The organism is Rhizobium mongolense subsp. loessense (assembly GCF_900099775.1).
Classification (GTDB): domain Bacteria; phylum Pseudomonadota; class Alphaproteobacteria; order Rhizobiales; family Rhizobiaceae; genus Rhizobium; species Rhizobium loessense.
This window is the reverse complement of sequence record NZ_FMTM01000001.1, coordinates 740224-757880: the sequence shown is the minus strand read 5'-3', so window position 1 is coordinate 757880 and position 17657 is coordinate 740224. Positions and strand designations below refer to the sequence as shown.

General features: G+C 60.0%; 14 protein-coding genes. 7 read left to right on the top strand and 7 right to left on the bottom strand.

Annotated elements, in window-relative coordinates:
* Positions 1-10: 10 nt before the first annotated feature.
* The 3 genes from zwf to BLP23_RS03745 form a co-directional block, all read right to left on the bottom strand.
* Positions 11-1486 (bottom strand): glucose-6-phosphate dehydrogenase, encoded by a 1476-nt coding sequence (zwf, locus tag BLP23_RS03755; protein WP_022717204.1) that lies wholly within the window; start codon positions 1484-1486, stop codon positions 11-13.
* Positions 1487-1620: 134 nt separating this feature from the next.
* Positions 1621-2919 carry an NAD(P)/FAD-dependent oxidoreductase gene (locus BLP23_RS03750; protein ID WP_092583592.1) on the bottom strand — a complete coding sequence of 433 codons (1299 nt, stop codon included), beginning with the start codon at positions 2917-2919 and terminating at the stop codon, positions 1621-1623.
* A gap of 12 nt (positions 2920-2931) precedes the next feature.
* Positions 2932-4368 carry a glutamine synthetase family protein gene (locus tag BLP23_RS03745; RefSeq protein WP_092583591.1) on the bottom strand — a complete coding sequence of 479 codons (1437 nt, stop codon included), beginning with the start codon at positions 4366-4368 and terminating at the stop codon, positions 2932-2934.
* A gap of 121 nt (positions 4369-4489) precedes the next feature.
* Between BLP23_RS03745 and BLP23_RS03740 the strand changes: the two genes are divergently transcribed.
* From BLP23_RS03740 to BLP23_RS03730, 4 genes are all read left to right on the top strand, one after another.
* Entirely contained in the window at positions 4490-5677 is a 1188-nt protein-coding gene (locus BLP23_RS03740) for a BaiN/RdsA family NAD(P)/FAD-dependent oxidoreductase (RefSeq protein WP_092583590.1), read from the top strand.
* 150 nt (positions 5678-5827) lie between these two features.
* Positions 5828-5971 (top strand): hypothetical protein, encoded by a 144-nt coding sequence (locus BLP23_RS33585; RefSeq protein WP_167363823.1) that lies wholly within the window; start codon positions 5828-5830, stop codon positions 5969-5971.
* A 294-nt stretch (positions 5972-6265) separates the two neighbouring features.
* On the top strand, positions 6266-8797 hold the full coding sequence (locus tag BLP23_RS03735; protein ID WP_092583589.1) for a methyl-accepting chemotaxis protein: 2532 nt from the start codon (positions 6266-6268) through the stop codon (positions 8795-8797).
* A 215-nt stretch (positions 8798-9012) separates the two neighbouring features.
* Positions 9013-10857: a methyl-accepting chemotaxis protein gene (locus tag BLP23_RS03730; RefSeq protein WP_092583588.1), complete on the top strand. Its 1845-nt coding sequence runs from the start codon at positions 9013-9015 to the stop codon at positions 10855-10857.
* On the opposite strand, the gene BLP23_RS03725 is transcribed toward BLP23_RS03730, so the two are convergent.
* Complete coding sequence (locus tag BLP23_RS03725) at positions 10830-11072, bottom strand: hypothetical protein (RefSeq protein ID WP_092583587.1); 243 nt, start codon at positions 11070-11072, stop codon at positions 10830-10832. The genes BLP23_RS03730 and BLP23_RS03725 overlap by 28 nt on opposite strands.
* A gap of 88 nt (positions 11073-11160) precedes the next feature.
* Here BLP23_RS03725 and BLP23_RS03720 point away from each other — a divergent pair, with 88 nt between their 5' ends.
* Positions 11161-12030, top strand: a complete 870-nt coding sequence (locus tag BLP23_RS03720) for a LysR family transcriptional regulator (RefSeq protein ID WP_092583586.1) — start codon at positions 11161-11163, stop codon at positions 12028-12030.
* 3 nt (positions 12031-12033) lie between these two features.
* Here the strand turns inward: BLP23_RS03720 and BLP23_RS03715 are convergent, their stop codons facing one another.
* The 3 genes from BLP23_RS03715 to aceA all read right to left on the bottom strand — a co-directional run bounded on the left by BLP23_RS03715 (position 12034) and on the right by aceA (position 14806).
* Positions 12034-13125: a helix-turn-helix transcriptional regulator gene (locus BLP23_RS03715; RefSeq protein ID WP_092583585.1), complete on the bottom strand. Its 1092-nt coding sequence runs from the start codon at positions 13123-13125 to the stop codon at positions 12034-12036.
* Positions 13126-13233: 108 nt separating this feature from the next.
* Positions 13234-13470, bottom strand: coding sequence for an SMc00767 family acetate metabolism repressor (locus BLP23_RS03710; RefSeq protein ID WP_092583584.1), 237 nt, complete (start codon positions 13468-13470; stop codon positions 13234-13236).
* A gap of 22 nt (positions 13471-13492) precedes the next feature.
* Positions 13493-14806 (bottom strand): isocitrate lyase, encoded by a 1314-nt coding sequence (aceA, locus tag BLP23_RS03705; RefSeq protein WP_407691762.1) that lies wholly within the window; start codon positions 14804-14806, stop codon positions 13493-13495.
* A 161-nt stretch (positions 14807-14967) separates the two neighbouring features.
* Between aceA and BLP23_RS03700 the strand changes: the two genes are divergently transcribed.
* Positions 14968-16380 carry a helix-turn-helix domain-containing protein gene (locus BLP23_RS03700; RefSeq protein WP_092583583.1) on the top strand — a complete coding sequence of 471 codons (1413 nt, stop codon included), beginning with the start codon at positions 14968-14970 and terminating at the stop codon, positions 16378-16380.
* Positions 16381-16519: 139 nt separating this feature from the next.
* Positions 16520-17617: a polyamine ABC transporter substrate-binding protein gene (locus BLP23_RS03695; RefSeq protein ID WP_092583582.1), complete on the top strand. Its 1098-nt coding sequence runs from the start codon at positions 16520-16522 to the stop codon at positions 17615-17617.
* The last annotated feature ends 40 nt before the right edge of the window (positions 17618-17657 follow it).

The following is a 17657-nucleotide window of genomic DNA, read 5'->3' as shown; positions in this document are numbered from 1 at the left end:
GCTCGCGATCCTAGATGTTGTCGTGCCAGGTGCGGCCTTCACGCTCGATGAGCGCGATGGCCTGGCTTGGGCCCCAAGTGCCGGCGGTATAGCCTTGAACGAGCTGGCCGGTTGTTTCCCAACCTTTGAGCATCGGGTCCACCCACTGCCAAGCGGCTTCAACTTCGTCGCGGCGCATGAAGAGCGTCTGGTTGGAGCGGATGACGTCCATCAGCAGACGTTCATAGGCGTCCGGATTGCGCACATTGAAGGCTGACGCAAAGCTCATATCGAGCGAGACGTTGCGCAGGCGCATGCCGCCCGGGCCGGGATCCTTGATCATCAGCGACTGCTTGACGCCTTCGTCCGGCTGCAGGCGGATGATGAGCTGGTTCTGGTTGATGCGGCCGGCTGCCTGGTCGAAGATTGCGTGCGGGATCGGCTTGAAGGTAATGACGATTTCCGACATGCGGCCGGTAAGGCGCTTGCCGGTGCGGATGAAGAACGGAACACCCGCCCAGCGCCAATTGTTGATCTCAGCCTTGATGGCAACGAAGGTTTCCGTGTTCGAAACGCCGCCTTCGAGCTCTTCGAGGTAGCCCTTGACCGGGCCGCTGCCAGAGGCGCCGGCGCGGTACTGGCCGCGCACGGTGACCTGCTCGACGTTGGAAGCATCGATCGGCTTCAGGGCACGCAGGACCTTCAGCTTTTCGTCGCGGACCGCCTCGGAATCCATCGATGACGGTACTTCCATGGCGGTCAGGCAGAGGAGCTGCAGAATGTGGTTCTGCACCATGTCGCGCAATGCGCCGGCGGTGTCGTAATAACCGGCGCGGCCTTCGAGGCCCACGGCTTCGGCAACCGTGATCTGCACGTGATCGATGTAATTGGCGTTCCACAGCGGCTCGTAGAGGGCGTTCGCAAAGCGCAACGCCATCAGGTTCTGCACCGTTTCCTTGCCGAGATAGTGGTCGATGCGGAAGATCTGCTCTTCCTTGAAGACACGGCCGATCGTATCGTTGAGCGACAGTGCCGAGGAAAGGTCGCGGCCGATCGGCTTTTCGACGACGATGCGCGTCGACTTGGTGATCAGCTTGTGTTCGGCGATCTTCTGCGAGATGTCGCCAAAGATGCCGGGTGCGACGGCGAGGTAGAAGGCGCGGACGCGGTCCTTGCCCTCGTCCAGCAGCTTCTTCAGCTGATCCCAGCCGCCGTCAGAACGGGCGTCGACGGAGACGTAAAAGAGGCGCTTGCAGAATTTCTCGACTTCCGCCTCGTCATACTCGCCCTTCTTCAGATGCTCCTTGAGGGCATCCTGCGCGAACTTGCGGTATTCGTCATCGGAAAGCGGGCTGCGAGAAGCGCCGATAATGCGCGTCGGCTCGGTGAACTGGCCCTCGATCTGGCGGTGATAAAGGGCGGGAAGGAGCTTGCGCTCGGCAAGATCGCCGCTGCCGCCGAAGACGACATAATCAAAGGGTTCGACGGGGATGATCTGGCTACTCATGAGCTCTTCTCTCAATCAGGCTGGTTGCGGCCTTTTAATCTAATCGATTTAAAAAAGCCAGTGTGCGATGCAATGAATCTGTCGGGTCTCGGTTTTAAAGCGAATTGCCCCGGGAGGAAATCCCGCAATCGCCCTTAAAACTTGTCGCGCAGCGCGAACCACGACAAGGCGAGGAATAGCAGCGGCGCGCGCATTGCCGCGCCACCGGGAAATGCCGTAATATCGAGCGCCTTGAAGAGCTCGAGATCGGCGGATTTTCCAAGCACCGTTTCTGCATAAAGTTTGCCGCAGTAATTTGACAGCATCACCCCGTGGCCCGAATATCCGCCGATTGAGGTGACGCCCGGCATCACTTCGCGCACGAATGGCTGGCGCGGCATCGTTATGCCGACGCTGCCGCCCCAGGCATGCGTGATCTCGATGTCCCTGAGTGCCGGATAGATTTCGGCGATCTGGCGGCGGATATGTGTGCTGATATCGCGCGGATTGTCGGCTGTATAGGCTTCCCGCCCGCCGAAAAGCAGCCGTCCATCCTTGGACTTCCGGAAATAACGCACGACGAAACGCGAGTCGGCGACGGCTTCCCCTCCGGCAAGCACGGCAGGATATTTGTCGAGCGGCACGGTTGCGCCGATGAAGGAGCGGATCGGCATGACATGGCTTGCCGTCACCGGCTCCAGATTGCCGATATAGCCGTTGCAGGCAATCAGCGCGCGGGAGGCGACAATTGTTCCCTTCGGCGTTTCGATCGTCACCTTGCCGCCGCCCTGGCCGATTGCGGTCGCCTTGGTCATCTCGAAAATCTGCGCCCCGGCATTGGCCGCAACGCGCGCCAGCCCGATCAGCAGCTTCAGCGGATGAATGTGGCCGGTGCCGGTGTCGCGCACGCCGCAGTAGTAGCGTTTGGAGCCGAGGCGTTCCTGCGTCTCTTCTCTGTCCATGAACCGCAGGTGCGGATAATCGTAACGAAGGGCTGCGATCTCGGCATTTTCGTAATAGAAGCGCTTGTAGCTTTCCTTGTGCGAGACGTTCATCTGGCCGGGCATGAATTCGATGTCGATCTGATGTTCGGTCGCAAAATCGAGCAGGTGTTTCTTGGAAGCCTCCGCAAGATCGAAGAGCGCTTTGGAACGCTCGTAGCCGATCTTCTCCTCCAGTTCCTCCGGCCACCAGCGTTGGCCGGTGCCGAGCTGCCCGCCGTTGCGACCGGATGCCCCGTCGCCGAAACGGCAGGCATCGATCAGCACGACCGAGACGCCAGCTTTCGCCAGATTGTATGCCGCCTGCAAGCCGGTATAGCCGCCGCCCACGATGGCGACATCGCATGTCTTGGATCCGTCAAGCTCGGGATAGGTCGGCCGCTCGCCCACCGTCGCCTGGTACCACGAAACGCCCGGCGCGATGGGGCTCTGCCAGTTTTCTTGCACCGTCATGCGGCGGCCTCCTCACACGTTGAGCAGCAGGAATTCGCGTTCCCAGGGGCTGATCACCTGCATGAAGGTTTCGAACTCTCCCCGCTTCACGCCTGCATAGAGGCCGATGAATTCCTTGCCGAACACCTCCTCGAATGCCGGTTCGTCTTCCAAGAGTGCCACGGCTTCGAGCAGGCCACGCGGAAGGTCGATCGACCCTTCATTGGCTGCGTCCTCGGTCGGTGCCGTCGGCTCGATCTCCTTCATGATGCCGAGAAGGCCCGATGCCAGCGAAGCAGCCAGGGCCAGATAGGGGTTGGCATCGGAACTCGGCAGCCGGTTTTCGACGCGCCGTGCCTGCGGGTCGGAAACCGGCACGCGGAATGCGGTGGTGCGGTTGTCGTAACCCCAGGCGTTGTTGACCGGGCAGGACATGTCCGGCGCAAGGCGCCGGTAGGAGTTGACGTAGGGCGCCAGCATCACAAGTGCGCTCGGCACATATTTCTGCATGCCGCCGATGAAGTGGAAGAACTCCTTCGACGCCGATCCGTCGGAATTGGAAAAGACGTTTTTGCCGGTCTCGATGTTGACGACCGACTGATGGATATGCATCGCCGAGCCCGGCTGACCCTGCATCGGCTTCGCCATGAACGTCGCATAGATATCGTGTTTCAGCGCAGCCTCGCGGATGGTGCGCTTGAACATGAAGACCTGGTCGGCAAGCTCGATCGGGTCGCCGTGGCGCAGATTGATCTCGAGCTGCGCTGGGCCTTCCTCATGGATCAGCGTATCGATCTCGAGGCCCTGTTTCTCGGAAAAATGGTAGATATCGTCGATCAGTTCGTCGAACTCGTTGATGCCGGCGATCGAATAACCCTGGCCGCCGAGGATCGATCGGCCCGATCGGCCCTTCGGCGGGCGCAACGGATAATCCGGGTCGTCGTTGTTGGCCACGAGATAGAATTCGATCTCCGGCGCGACGACCGGTTTCCAACCGCGTTCGGCGTAAAGTCCCATGATCCGCTTGAGGAGGTTACGCGGTGTATAGGGAACCTCCTCGCCTTCCGAGTTGACGATATCGCAGATCACCTGCGCCGTCGGATCAGTCTCCCAAGGAACGACGGAAAGCGTCGAAAGATCGGGCATCAGCTTGAGGTCGCTGTCACGGGGCTCGTAGCGGAAGCTCTCGGTCTCCTCGGGATATTCGCCGGAGATCGTGTGGCGATAGATCGCCGAGGGCAGGGCCAGCGACGTATTGGATGTGAATTTTGATGTCGGCATCATCTTGCCGCGCGGAACGCCGGCGAGGTCCGGGGTGATGCACTCGATGTCCTCGATGCCGCGTGCGCGAAGCCACTGCGCCGCTTCCTTCCAGTTGGCCACACCGCGCGAAGATCCGGGTTCTGGGGGAATTTTCGTAGAGGCAGGCACGTTTCTGGCAGGTTTCAGCGTCGTCTTCTTGGGTGACATGACACACATGTTCGCGGTTGATCGGAAGGTCATCATAACTGGAGTTTGGCAATTGGCGAGGGGCAGCAGCGTTGACTTTCGCCATTTGATAGAAAAAGAAGGCGCCACTCACAGAAGGGAAATGGGCTTGAGACTGAAGAGCGACGTGATCGTCATAGGCGCAGGCGCCGCCGGAATGATGTGCGCCATCCGCGCCGGGCAGCGCGGCCGCTCCGTGGTCGTTCTCGATCACGCGAAAGCGCCGGGAGAGAAAATCCGCATCTCGGGCGGCGGCCGCTGCAATTTCACCAATATCCATGCCGGACCGAAGAACTTCCTGTCCGCCAATCCGCACTTTTGCAAATCCGCCCTTGCACGCTTTACGCCTGCCGATTTCATCGCGATGGTCGAGGGCCACGGAATTGCCTGGCACGAAAAGTCGCTCGGCCAGCTCTTCTGCGACAACAGTGCCAAGGACATCATCCGGATGCTGCTCGAGGAGATGCGGGCGGCAGCTGTGCAGCTGCGGTTGCAGACCGAAGTCCTGGCCGTTGAAAAAGACAGCGACGGCTTTCGCGTCAGGACGTCCGAAGGCGAATACGAGTGCGCCTCGCTCGTCGTGGCGACCGGCGGCAAGTCGATACCGAAAATGGGTGCGACGGGTTTTGCTTACCGCATCGCCGAACTGTTCGGTCTCGCGCTCGTCGAAACGCGACCGGGTCTCGTGCCGCTGACGCTCGATCCAGTCCTATTGGAAAGCATTGCGCCGCTTTCGGGGATCTCGGCGCCGTCCGAAATCCGGCATGGAAAAACCGGCTTCCGCGAGGCCCTGCTCTTTACCCACCGCGGCCTTAGCGGCCCGGCAATCCTGCAGATATCCTCCTATTGGCGGGAAGGGGATGAGATCGCGATCGAAATCGAGCCGGACGTCGACCTTCTAATGCATCTGAAAAAAGCCAAGCAGGCGAACGGCCGCCAGTCGGCCCAGACGGCGCTCGGTGAAATCCTGCCGAAGCGGCTGGCGCAATATCTGACGGAACGGGAAGCCATTTCCGGCAACATGGCCGATCTCTCGGACAAGGGGCTTATCCGTCTCTGCGATGCGGTGCAGAACTGGAAGATCAAGCCCTCCGGCTCGGAAGGCTATCGCACCGCCGAAGTGACGCTTGGAGGCATAGATACGGCTGGGCTCGACTCCCGCACGATGCAGGCAAAAAGCATACCCGGCCTCTATTTCATCGGCGAATGCGTCGATGTGACGGGATGGCTCGGCGGCTATAATTTCCAATGGGCCTGGGCCTCGGGTTTTGCCGCAGGTGAATCCTTGTAGGCAGGAATCTGGAGCAGGAGATTCAAGACTCGTTAAGAAGGTTGCGCCATCGTGTCCCAATGGCCGTTAGGAAAGAGCTTTCTAAATTGCGCTTTACCGGCAAGCCGTTTTGATGGATTGTTGGTTCTTGAACGAAGTGAGGATCTTTGCATGAACAGGAACGCACGACGCGCCCGCGCCATCGCAATCGCTCAGGCGAAGCCTGACACGAAGCTTGCGACTACCCGCTTCCTTATGCTCGCAACCGGTGCAACGGCGGCACTTGTGAGCATCCTGATCGTTCACGTCTTCTGACACATCCCTTTCGTCATACTTTTTGCGCTTTGTCCTTATGCGGCAAAGTGCTTTGCGGATCGATGTTGCGGGAAGACACGATTTCAAACGGTTCAGCTTATCTGAATATTAAGACATCTTCTGTCACATTCCCCGCGAATGTTTGGGCATCGCCGCTTTTGTGCCGGAGATGATTTGGCAATGATTGCCGCCTGACCCCTCGGGTTCCCCAGTGTCCCACAATCAGCTCGATGCACTCGGCCGGCGCCGATTTCAGCCGGTGGGAGGAGTGGTGTATGGAAGGCCGGTATCGCCATGTTTATTGACAAGATCCTTTCGCGCTTCAAGATCAAGACCAAGGTTTTGATCTTCGTCCTGCCTTTCGTGGTCGCCATTTCCGCCGTCGGCCTGACAGGCCTCTATGCCTCCGGCCTGCTGCAGGGCCGCATGGAGATTTCAAACAGCGTCCTCCAGTCGCTAAGTGGCTTCAAGGATCTGTATGGCTCGATGGGCGATTTCCTGCAGATCACCAACCAGGAAGCGCGCGACAAGCTCTACACCGACATCAAGACGCAGCGGGATACGCTGAAAGCCACCCTGAACCAGATCGGAGACAATGGTGGCCGCGAGAACCTGCAGGCCGCGTCGGACGGCACGGCGGGGATTGCGGATACCGTCGGCAAGCTATGGTCTCTTCATGAACAGGAGATGGCGCTTCGCAAGTCGATCGATGACGCACAGAAGACGTTGATCAGCAGCCGTTTCAATGTCAACTACGACGCACAGCAGCTCCAGGAAAATATCCGCAACGACGAAGGCAAGGCCACCGCGACGCTCCGCGCCGCCGATCGGCTGTTGAAGGGTGGCGATACGCTTGCCTCCGTCATGACTGCCTTCAACAAGGCGCAGGCTCCTGCCGACAAGCTGAAGGTCGTCACCGACGCGATCCCGCAGATCGCCAAGGCGCAGCGCCTCATCGAAATCTCTGTGCCGCAGAACCAGAAGAGCATGACGCAGTCGATTGCCCAGACGATCAACGACCTGAAGACGCAGGCGGCAGCGCCTGACGCGGCGACCGATGAAGCGATTGCCAACCTTGGCCGCCTTGTTTCCCGCTTCCGCCAGATGTCAACCTATACGCAGTTGACGGCTACGCAGATGATGCGGGAAGCGACGACGACGTTCGTCGAGCTCGACGGCCGCATCGCTCAGACGAACTCCGTTCTCGAAGACACTCGCCGTCTTGAGACCTCGATCTATTCGCTGCAGCTGGTGCTCGGCGAATTCACCGCCAAGCCGAACCCTGACAACCGCGTTCGCCTGCATCAGGAAATCACGACGCTTGGCACCAACCTCAACACGCTGCTTGCGAGCGCCAAGGGCATGGACTTCGCCGAAGACATCGTTGCCGCCATGTCGCCCGCACTGGCTTCCATGGACAGCGACGGCGAAAAGCTGGTCGCCACGATCGGTCAGCGTACCACTGACTATGCAGCCGCCCGTCAGCAGCTCGATAGCGTCTGGGGCCAACTGACCACCTTCGCCGAGCTGCAGAAGCAGTCGGCAGGAACCGAGCGCACGCAGGCAAACAGCATCTCCGTTCTGACCACCGGCCTCGGCATCCTCGTCTCGATCGTCGGCGGCTTCGCCCTCGTGCTGACGCTGCAGCGTCCGATCGGCCAGATCACTGCCGCCATGCGCCGCATTGCCGACGGTGCGCTAGATACCAGCATTTCCGGTGAGAGGCGGTTCGACGAGATCGGCGACATGGCCCGCGCCCTCGGCATCTTCAAGGAAAATGCGCTCTCGAAGATCCGCATCGAGGAAGAAAGCGAAGAAGAGCGCGCAGCCGCCGAACAGGAGCGCCAGCGCAACGATGCCGAAAAGCGCGAGATGGATCGCCAGATCGAGTTTGCCGTCACCGAGCTTGCCGCCGGCCTCGAACGTATGGCGCAGGGCGACATTTCGACCACGATCGAAACGCCGTTCATCGGCCGTCTCGAGCAACTGCGCCAGGATTTCAACGGCTCGATGCTGCGCCTCCAGGCAACGATGAGCCAGATCCGCGACAATGTCGAAATGATCCAGGGCAACGGCAATCAGATGGCTCAGTCCGCCGAAGATCTCGCAAAGCGCACGGAGCATCAGGCGGCTTCTCTCGAGGAAACGGCGGCCGCTGTCGATGAGATCACCGTCACCGTCCGTTCGTCGGCGGCGCGCGCCAAGGATGCCGACCAGGTCGTTCGCGAGGCCAAGCGCAGCGCCGACGATTCGGCAACCGTCGTCAGCAACGCCATCGACGCGATGACCCGCATCGAGGACGCATCGCGCCAGATCGAACAGATCATCGGCGTCATCGACGAGATCGCCTTCCAGACCAACCTGCTAGCGCTGAACGCCGGTATCGAAGCCGCGCGGGCGGGCGATGCAGGCAAGGGGTTTGCAGTTGTTGCCATGGAAGTCCGCGAACTGGCGCAGCGTTCCGCCGCTGCCGCGCAGGAAATCAAGGGCCTGATCAACAAGTCGACGACGGAGGTCAGCTCAGGCTCGCAGTTCGTGCAGGAGACCGGTACCGTGCTTGCAAAGATCAGCGCGCAGATCGTGACGATCAGCCAGCATGTCGAGATGATCGCCCGTGCAAGCCATGACCAGTCGAGTGCACTGCAGGAAGTCAATGCGACCGTCAATCAGATGGACCAGATGACCCAGCAGAATGCCGCGATGGTGGAAGAGACGACAGCCGCGAGCCGCGAACTTGCCGGTCAGGCGGATGCGCTTCTCGGTCTCGTCCAGCAGTTCAAGATCGACGGCGAAGGGTCGGACGCAGCGTTCTATCGCGCGGCGTAAATTCCGCCCCATCTTGCAATTCGCGAAGCGGCTTCGGTCTCCGGAGCCGCTTTTCCTATGGTTGCAAACCGGCCATACCGGTGCGGCCAATCCGGCAGGCAGGAAAGCGCTGTCAGCAAGCCAGTGGCGACATCTTATCAGGCAAGCCGACTGCGAGAAAAATCCTTAACGCTTTTCTCTTACTCTTACCTTGGTTGTACTCACCGGAGGTCTTCATGCCGCGATTCTTTTCGACGTCCATCGTGCGTCAGGTGGTTGCGATCACGCTTGCTCTTCTCGCCATCAGCACCGCGGCGATCGTCGCTGTCACATATCACAATCTTAGCCGATACGTGATGGAAAACGCCATTTCGGACGCAAAGGGCGCAAGCCGCACGATGGCGGTACTCTATGGTGCGGCGGATGCGAACGCGGCTGTCGGCGTGACGGGGGATGAGCTTCTCGCCGTGACGGAAGATGGCATTCCCGAATTCAAGGACCATACCCTCGTCGATCGCACGGCCCAGTCGATCGCCGGTGTCGCGACGGTCTTTGAGAAGCAGGGCAATGACTATGTCCGCGTTTCGACCAACGTGAAGAAGGAAGATGGCAGCCGCGCTGTCGGCACCAAGCTTGCCGCCGATCATCCCGCGCAGCCGGTTCTCGCGAACGGCAAGGCCTACTACGGTCCGGCGCAGCTCTTCGGGCGGAATTTCATGACCGGCTACTTCCCGGTCAAGAGTGCCGCCGGCGCCAATATCGGCATCCTCTTCATCGGCATTCCGATGGAAGTCTATTTCGCCCGCATCAATCACCTGCAGACTATGGTTCTCGGCGTCGGCGCTGCCGTCATGCTGCTTGTCGGCCTGCTTGCCTTCTTTGCGATCCGCGCCTGCGTAAAGCCGCTGTTTGCGCTGACGCAGACCGTTCATTCGATCTCCGCCGGCAATCTTGAAGGCACAATCCCCTGCCTCGGAAAGAAGAACGAATTCGGGGAGATAGGACGTGCTTTGGCCGCCTTCCGCGACAGCGCCCGCGCCCAGCAGGATCTCGAGGCGCAGGCCGCGGAACAGCGGGCGCTGAGCGAAGCCGAGCGTGCCCGCAACGACGCCGATAAGCGTTCGCTCGACGGTCAGATCGACTTTGCTGTGAACCAGCTTGCGGCCGGCCTCGGACGCCTCGCTAAGGGCGATGTCTCACAGACGATCGAGACGCCGTTTGTTGGCCGGCTGGAACAGTTGCGCGTCGATTTCAACGCATCGCTTGTCCGCCTGCAGGATACCCTCGTGCAGATTCGCGAAAACGCCGATGCCATCCAGCGCAATAGCGGCGCGATGCTGACATCAGCCGGCGAGCTTTCCAAGCGAACCGAAGCGCAGGCCGCCAGCTTGGAGGAAACGGCAGCTGCCGTCGAGGAGATCACTGTGACCGTGCGCTCGTCTGCGGGGCGCGCTCGCGAAGCAAACAACGCGGTCACTGCCACGAAGAAGACCGCCGACAGCTCCGGGGTCGTCGTCAGCGAGGCCGTGGCCGCCATGGGGCGCATCGAGCAGGCTTCGCAGCAGATCGAACAGATCATCGAAGTCATCGACGACATCGCTTTCCAGACGAACCTTCTCGCCCTCAATGCCGGTATCGAAGCGGCGCGCGCCGGCGAGGCGGGCAAGGGCTTTGCGGTTGTCGCACAGGAAGTCCGCGAATTGGCGCAGCGCTCGGCAGATGCCGCCCGCGAGATCAAGGGTCTGATCGAGAAGTCCAGCCAAGAAGTGACGGCAGGCTCTGCGTTGGTACAGAAAACCGGCAGCGTGCTCGCCTCGATCAGCGAGGAGATCATTGCGATCAGTAAGCACGTCGAAACCATTGCCACGGCGAGCCAGGATCAGTCGGCGGCGCTCCAGGAGGTCAACGGTTCGGTCAATGCCATGGACCAGATGACCCAGAAGAACGCTTCGATGGTCGAGGAAACCACTCAAGCAAGCCGCCAGCTCGCCGACGAGGCCGACACACTAATGAGCCTGCTGCAGCAGTTCCGCATCGAAGCGTCGACACAGTCTCATGGCCGGGCAAGGCGGGCAGCCTGATCGGGCTTGCAGCTTGAAGGAATGGAGGATCGCGCCGGAAGGGCGCGCTCCTTCTGCTTGTTGAGGCTGATGCTTGTAAGCCACGCGGTGAAGCTTACGAAAGGCGAGCTTCCAAGATCCCTGTAGAAGTCGTCCTCAGTCCTCTCACGCTTCTGGATTGGCCGGCAGTTCTGCGAAAGGCCGAGGAAATTGGCAATCATGATCTGCTCGATCATTGGTGATGTCCTCCGTTAAAGACATCCCTTCAAATACACATCAAAAATCGCTTCATAAACATCGAAGATCCGGCTATGTTTTTCATCAATGAAAAATACCCCGTGGGACTCCTATCAGCTTTTCCTGCAGGTCGCGCGCCGCGGCGGACTGACCGGTGCGAGTGTCGCGAGCGGCTTGAGCCCGGCCACGGTCGGCCGGCGTATGCTTGAACTGGAGCAGGAAACGGGACGGATGCTCTTTGCCCGCAGCCAGACCGGCTACCGCTTGACGGCCGACGGTCAGACGCTCCTCGACCATCTCCAGGAGATGGAAGCGGCGGCCCGGAAAGTCGATGCCTGGCGCCAGGCCGGCGAGGGCGGCGCTACGGTAAAGATCGCAGCCGGGACCTGGGTGGCCTGGCTGCTGACAGAAAACTTCTCCGCAATCCGCATGCCTGCCGACGCTTTCAACATCGTGCTGACGATCGGAGAGGCAAGGGCCAATCTCGCCTACCGCGAGAGCGATATCGGCATCCGCGCTTTCGAGCCTGACGAAGCCAATCTCGCCGCTCGGCTTTTGGGCGAAGTCGCTTATGCCGTCTATGTCCGGCGCAATGCCGGCGAGTTGGAAAACCGATGGATTGCGGTCGCTGAGGATGAGGCCATTTCTGCCTATCTCCGCTGGCCGTACCGCCAGACGCCGGAGCCGATCGTGGCGACGGTCAACCGGCCCCGGTCACTGCCGGACCTCGTCCGTGCCGGTGCGGGAAAGGCCGTGCTCCCCTGCTTTGTGGGTGATCTTGATCCGGAACTGCAACGGCTCGGCGGCGAGCTCGCGGAGCTGCGCCACCGGCAATGGATCGTGCTGAACAACGAGGATCGCCATCGGCCGGAGATCCGCACTGTCGCAGATCGTATGACGAAGCTGCTGAAAAGCTATGCCGATCTTTTCGCCGGCAAGCGCGCCAGCCGCAGCTGAATACTACGGCATCAGACGCCGCACAAGCGCGACCTGGCTGTTCACGCCGAGCTTGGAATAGATGTTCTTCAGATGCGTCCGAGCCGTCTCGTAGCTGATGCCATGCAGCTTGGCCGTCTCGCGCGGCGACAGACCCGCGGCGATGGAGGAGGCTATCCGCAGTTCGGCAGCAGTCAGTTGCAGCTTTGCAGGCAAATGATCGTTCAACTCGGGGCATGCAACGGGTATTCGCTCGATGACGACTGCTGCGGTTGGCCCCTGCAGGAACTCGGTCATGAAATCGGAGGTGAGACGCACGAGCGTGCATTTGAACGAGGCGCAGGGAGAACTGAACCTTGCGGTGAACGGCTCTGCGGCGGCTGGGGGGCGGTAGCGTGAAAAAAGGGCGAGATGCTCAAGGAAATCCCGATCGCTGGAACTCAGACGTCCTGTTGGCGTGACGCTGATCCCGGCATCTGTGGCGAGCATCTGTTCCGCGGCAAGATTCATCGATCTGATCTGGCGGCCTTCGCTGATGTAGATGAGCCCGACGCCGATCGCGTCGAACAGCGAACGGCCCGTCTCATCGCCTGCTTTGTCCCGGCGCATGAAATCGAAGGCCCGCTGCAAATGCGGCGCAAGCCGCGTCAGCAGATCGGCGTTGATCCGGTTGAAGCCGGTGTCGGTGCTCGATGTCAGCGTCGACAGATTGAAGGACCGGTTGTTCTCGCGAAGGATCGTCACGCCAATACTGCTACGGCAGCCGATACTACGCAGAAAGTCATTGTAGAATTCCGTTTTGACGAGCTCGGCATGCGGCAGCATCTGGTCGGCGATGACGCCGAGGCCGACTGGCCGGACGGCTGCCTTCGGCATCCATGGGTTTATGGTGCAATAATACCGATTGTAGCCTTCTAGGCCGGTATCGTCCAAGCCTGAGCAGAGCGAAAAGGCACCGGCGCCTGCCACGCTGTCATGGTAGAAGAGCGTCGTCTTCGCATCAGGCATTCTCGTGTTGAGGGTGTCGAGAAAGTCCTGCCAGTCCGTTTCGCCAAACAATGCGCCATAGACCAGGTCGGTTAGAGATTCAAGATTGGCGTCAGTCGTGGTGGGCATCCGGCGCCTCAAATGAGCGGATGCTTATTATGCCCGCCTTTCGTGACAGTGACAATTACGTCGAATAACGCAGATGGCGGCGCCGGAGCGGCGCCGCCATCTCTGATCCTACATCCTGTTGGCGACGACGACGGGGATCAGGAGATCGCCCCAATTGCCGTCTCCTCCATGGTGGCGGGCGGAGCGCACGAGCTCGACCGACACGCCGGCCTCGACGGCCTTCATCACGGACTGATTCAGCCGGTGCAGGTCGTTTGCGAGCATGCGGATCGTGGCCTGCTGATCGGCGCTCATGGTGGAGGATTGTTCTTCCGCTCTTTCGCGGACACGTGTGATGGAAGCCATGGCTTTTTCTCCTTTGGTGTGGCTACTCGGCTGCGGGTTTGAACTGGGCATGTTCGGTCGATTCCTTCATTGCGGTCGTAGAGGACTTGCCGCCGGTAATGGCGAGCGAGACGGCATCAAAGTAGCCGGTCCCGACTTCGCGCTGGTGCTTGGTCGCTGTGTAGCCCTGAGCCTCGGCGGCGAACTCGGCCTGTTGCAGTTCCGAATAGGCAGCCATCTGCCGGTCCTTGTAGCCGCGCGCCAGTTCGTACATGCCGAAGTTCAGCTGGTGGAAACCAGCGAGCGTGATGAACTGGAATTTGTAGCCCATCGCGCCGAGTTCCCGCTGGAACTTGGCGATCGTCGCGTCATCGAGGTTTTTCTTCCAGTTGAACGACGGTGAGCAGTTGTAGGCAAGCAGCTTGCCGGGATAGACCTTGTGAACGCCCTCGGCAAAGCGTCGCGCCTGCTCCAGATCCGGCTTGGAGGTCTCGCACCAGATGAGATCGCAATGCGGCGCATAGGCAACGGCACGGGCAATGCAGGGCTCGAGGCCATTGCGCACGTGATAGAAGCCTTCGACCGTGCGCCCGGCATCGTAGTCGACGAATGGCCGATCGCACTCGTCGATGTCCGAGGTCAGAAGCTTTGCCGCTTCCGCATCCGTACGGGCGATGACGAGCGTGGGAACTCCCATGACGTCTGCGGCAAGCCGCGCCGCGTTGAGATTGCGGATGTGGGCTGCGGTCGGAATCAGCACCTTGCCGCCGAGATGCCCGCACTTCTTTTCCGATGCCAGCTGGTCCTCGAAGTGGACACCGGCAGCGCCAGCTTCGACATAGGCCTTCATGATCTCGAAGGCATTGAGCGGTCCGCCGAAGCCGGCTTCGGCATCGGCAACGATGGGCGCAAACCATGTTTCGACGGAAAGTCCCCGATCCTCCGATGTCTCGATCTGGTCGGCGCGCTGAAGCGTGCGGTTGATCCGCTTGGCGAGTTCTGGTCCGGCATTGGCGGGATAAAGTGATTGGTCGGGATACATCGCCGAAGCTGTGTTCGCATCGGCCGCGACCTGCCAGCCGGACAGGTAGATCGCCTTCAGTCCGGCACGGACCATCTGCATTGCCTGGTTGCCAGATAGCGCTCCGAGCGCATTGACGAAATCATCCTGATGCAGCAGTTGCCACAGCCGGTTCGCCCCCATCTCGGCAAGCGAATAGCGAAGTTCGACGGAGCCCCGCAATCTCTTGACGTCCTCGGGCGAATAGGGCCGCTCGATACCGTTAAAACGGCCTGCCGGAGCATTGCGGATAAGCTTGTCAAATTCTGTCACGATTTTCTCCTTCGCGATAAACATGGCCTTGTCAGCTATGTGACATAATTTACAAAAACACTCAGAATGCCAGGAAAAGCTTGATTTTTAGGAAGGAATTGAGGTTAGGTTGCCGGAGCATTTACAACGTCATTTTGTAAATTTGTGAATGGTTGTAAATTCGTTTCGATACGGGGAGATGTCGAATGGTCGAGCGGAAGATATTTGCTGGTCCGAAAGTTCGCCGGATTCGCAATGGCCTGGCGGTCACCCAGACGGCGATGGCTGAGGCATTGGGAATTTCGCCATCCTACCTCAATCTGATCGAGCGCAATCAGCGGCCATTGACGGTGCAGCTCCTCTTGAAGCTGGCGTCGGTCTACAAAGTCGACCTTGAGGAGCTGCAGAGTGAGCCTGGAAACAATCTTGCGCAATTGCGCGAGGTTTTCGCCGATCCTTTGCTTTCGGGCGAACTGCCCGGAGACCAGGAACTCATCGAAGTCGCAGAAGCCGCGCCCAATGTGGCAAGCGGTGTCGTGAAACTCTATCGCGCCTATCGCGAGCAGGCTATGCGGCTTTCCGATTTGACGGTCCTGATGGCGGGAGAGGGGCAGGCGCCGGCCGCTGGCGCGCGGCTGCCGGCAGATGAAGTGCGCGACGTGCTGGAGCGCCGTTCTGCCTATTTCGGCGCGCTTGAAGAGGCTGCTGAGGCTTTCTTCGTCACTCTGCCAGCGGGGGAACGCGCGCAGGTTCTGAAGGACTGGCTGCAGAAGGAGCGTGGCATCAGCGTCCGCATCCTGCCGGTGCACGTGATGCCCGATTTGCGTCGCCGCTTCGACCGGCATTCCATGCGGCTTTTTATTTCGGAGCGCCTTGCGGCTTCCGATCAGCTCCAGGAGATCGCAGTCGAGGTCTCAACGCTCGCGCTTCGCGAGGCCATTGCTCGAGAACTGGAAACACTCAGCCTCTCGACGCAGGAGGCGAGGCGCATTGTCCGCTTCGAGCTCGCGCGTTACGCAGCACTTGCGCTGATGATGCCTTATGATGCGTTCCTTTCCGCAGCAAAAGCATCGCGTTATGACATCGATATTCTTTGCGCGCGCTTCGGCTGTTCGTTCGGCCAGGCTGCGACACGGCTGACGATGCTGCAGCGGCCAGCCAATGCCGGCGTTCCGTTCTTTGTCATGGAGGCCGATGCCGCGGGCCATCGGCTGCGGCGGGGAGGAGCGGCAGGTTTTCCCCACGCGCGCTTCGGCGGCGGCTGTCCAAAGCTCAACATCCACGCCGCCTTTCTTCAGCCGGGCCAAGTTCTGGCCGAGGCTGCCGAGATGCCGGATGGCTCCGCGTATCTTACCATAGCGCGGACGCTTGAAGGGCCGCATGCACCCTTTGGCGAACGGGTCCGGCGTACAGCACTTCTGCTCGGCTGCGATATCGCGCTCAAAGACAGCACTGCCTATGGCCAGGCCCTCTCGGCGACCCTGCATCCGGTTGCAATCGGGCCTGCCTGTCGCCTCTGCGAAAGGAAGGGCTGTCTTGCGCGCGCCGAACCGCCTGTCACTCGCCCGCTTGGGTTAGATGAGATGGTAGCAGGGCTCAGCGCCTTCGACTTCCAGTGACCGGTGAAATCATTGAGAGTGCAGGATTTTGCGCTTGTCGCCTCACAAAATCCTTTCTAGTCTACCCGAAAATCCAGAGGGAAGCGGTGTCCGGGGTGATGCCTGCAAACGCTTATAATAAGAACGGACAGGAGATAATATGAGGTCAAGAATCGCAAGACTTGCGGCCACGGCCGTCGTTGCCGCTTTTGCTGCAGCGCCGGGCTTTGCGCAGGAGCGTGTCGTCAACGTCTATAACTGGTCGGATTATATCGACAGTTCCATCCTCGAGGATTTCACCAAGGAAACCGGCATCAAGGTCGTCTACGACACCTTCGATTCCAATGAGACGCTTGAAACCAAGCTTCTTGCAGGCGGGACCGGCTACGATGTCGTCGTTCCGACCGTTTCCTTCATGCAGCGCCAGATTGCTGCGGGCGTTTATCAGAAGCTCGACAAGTCGAAGTTGCCGAACCTGAAGAACATGTGGGACGTGGTGATGAAGGGCGTCGCCACCTTCGATCCGGGCAACGAGTACAGCGTCGACTACATGTGGGGCACGACCGGCATCGGCTATAACTTGGACAAGGTGAAGGCCGCGCTCGGCACTGACGAAAAGCCGGACTGGGATGCTCTTTTCGATCCGGCCAAGGCCGCTAAGCTTAAGGATTGCGGCATCTATATGCTGGACTCGCCGACGGACGTCATTCCGTCCGTTCTTGCCTATCTCGGCCTCGATCCGAACAGCAAGGAGCCGGAAGAGCTGGAAAAGGCACAGGATGTCCTGCTCGCCGTCCGTCCCTTCGTGCGCAAGTTCCACTCCTCCGAATATATCAGCGCGCTTGCCAATGGCGATATCTGCATTGCACTCGGCTATTCGGGCGACGTGTTCCAGGCGCGCGATCGCGCGGCCGAGGCAAAGGCCGGCGTGAATGTCGACTATTCCGTTCCTTCCCAAGGCGCGCAGATCTTCTTCGACGTCTTCGGCATCCCGAAGGATGCGCCGCATGTCGAAGAGGCGCATGAATTCATCAATTACATGATGAGGCCGGAAGTTGCGGCCAAGGCATCGAATTTTGTCTTCTATGCCAACGGTAACAAGGCATCGCAGCCGCTGCTGGACAAGGCAGTGATTGATGATACGGCGATCTATCCGACCCCGGAGATCATGGCTAAGCTCTTTACGGTGCCGCCGCTCGATCCGAAGACACAGCGTCTCGTGACACGAATCTGGACCAAGGTCGTTACCGGCCAGTAGTTAAGGCTCCGGCCCGGGTGGAAACGCCCGGGCCTTTTCT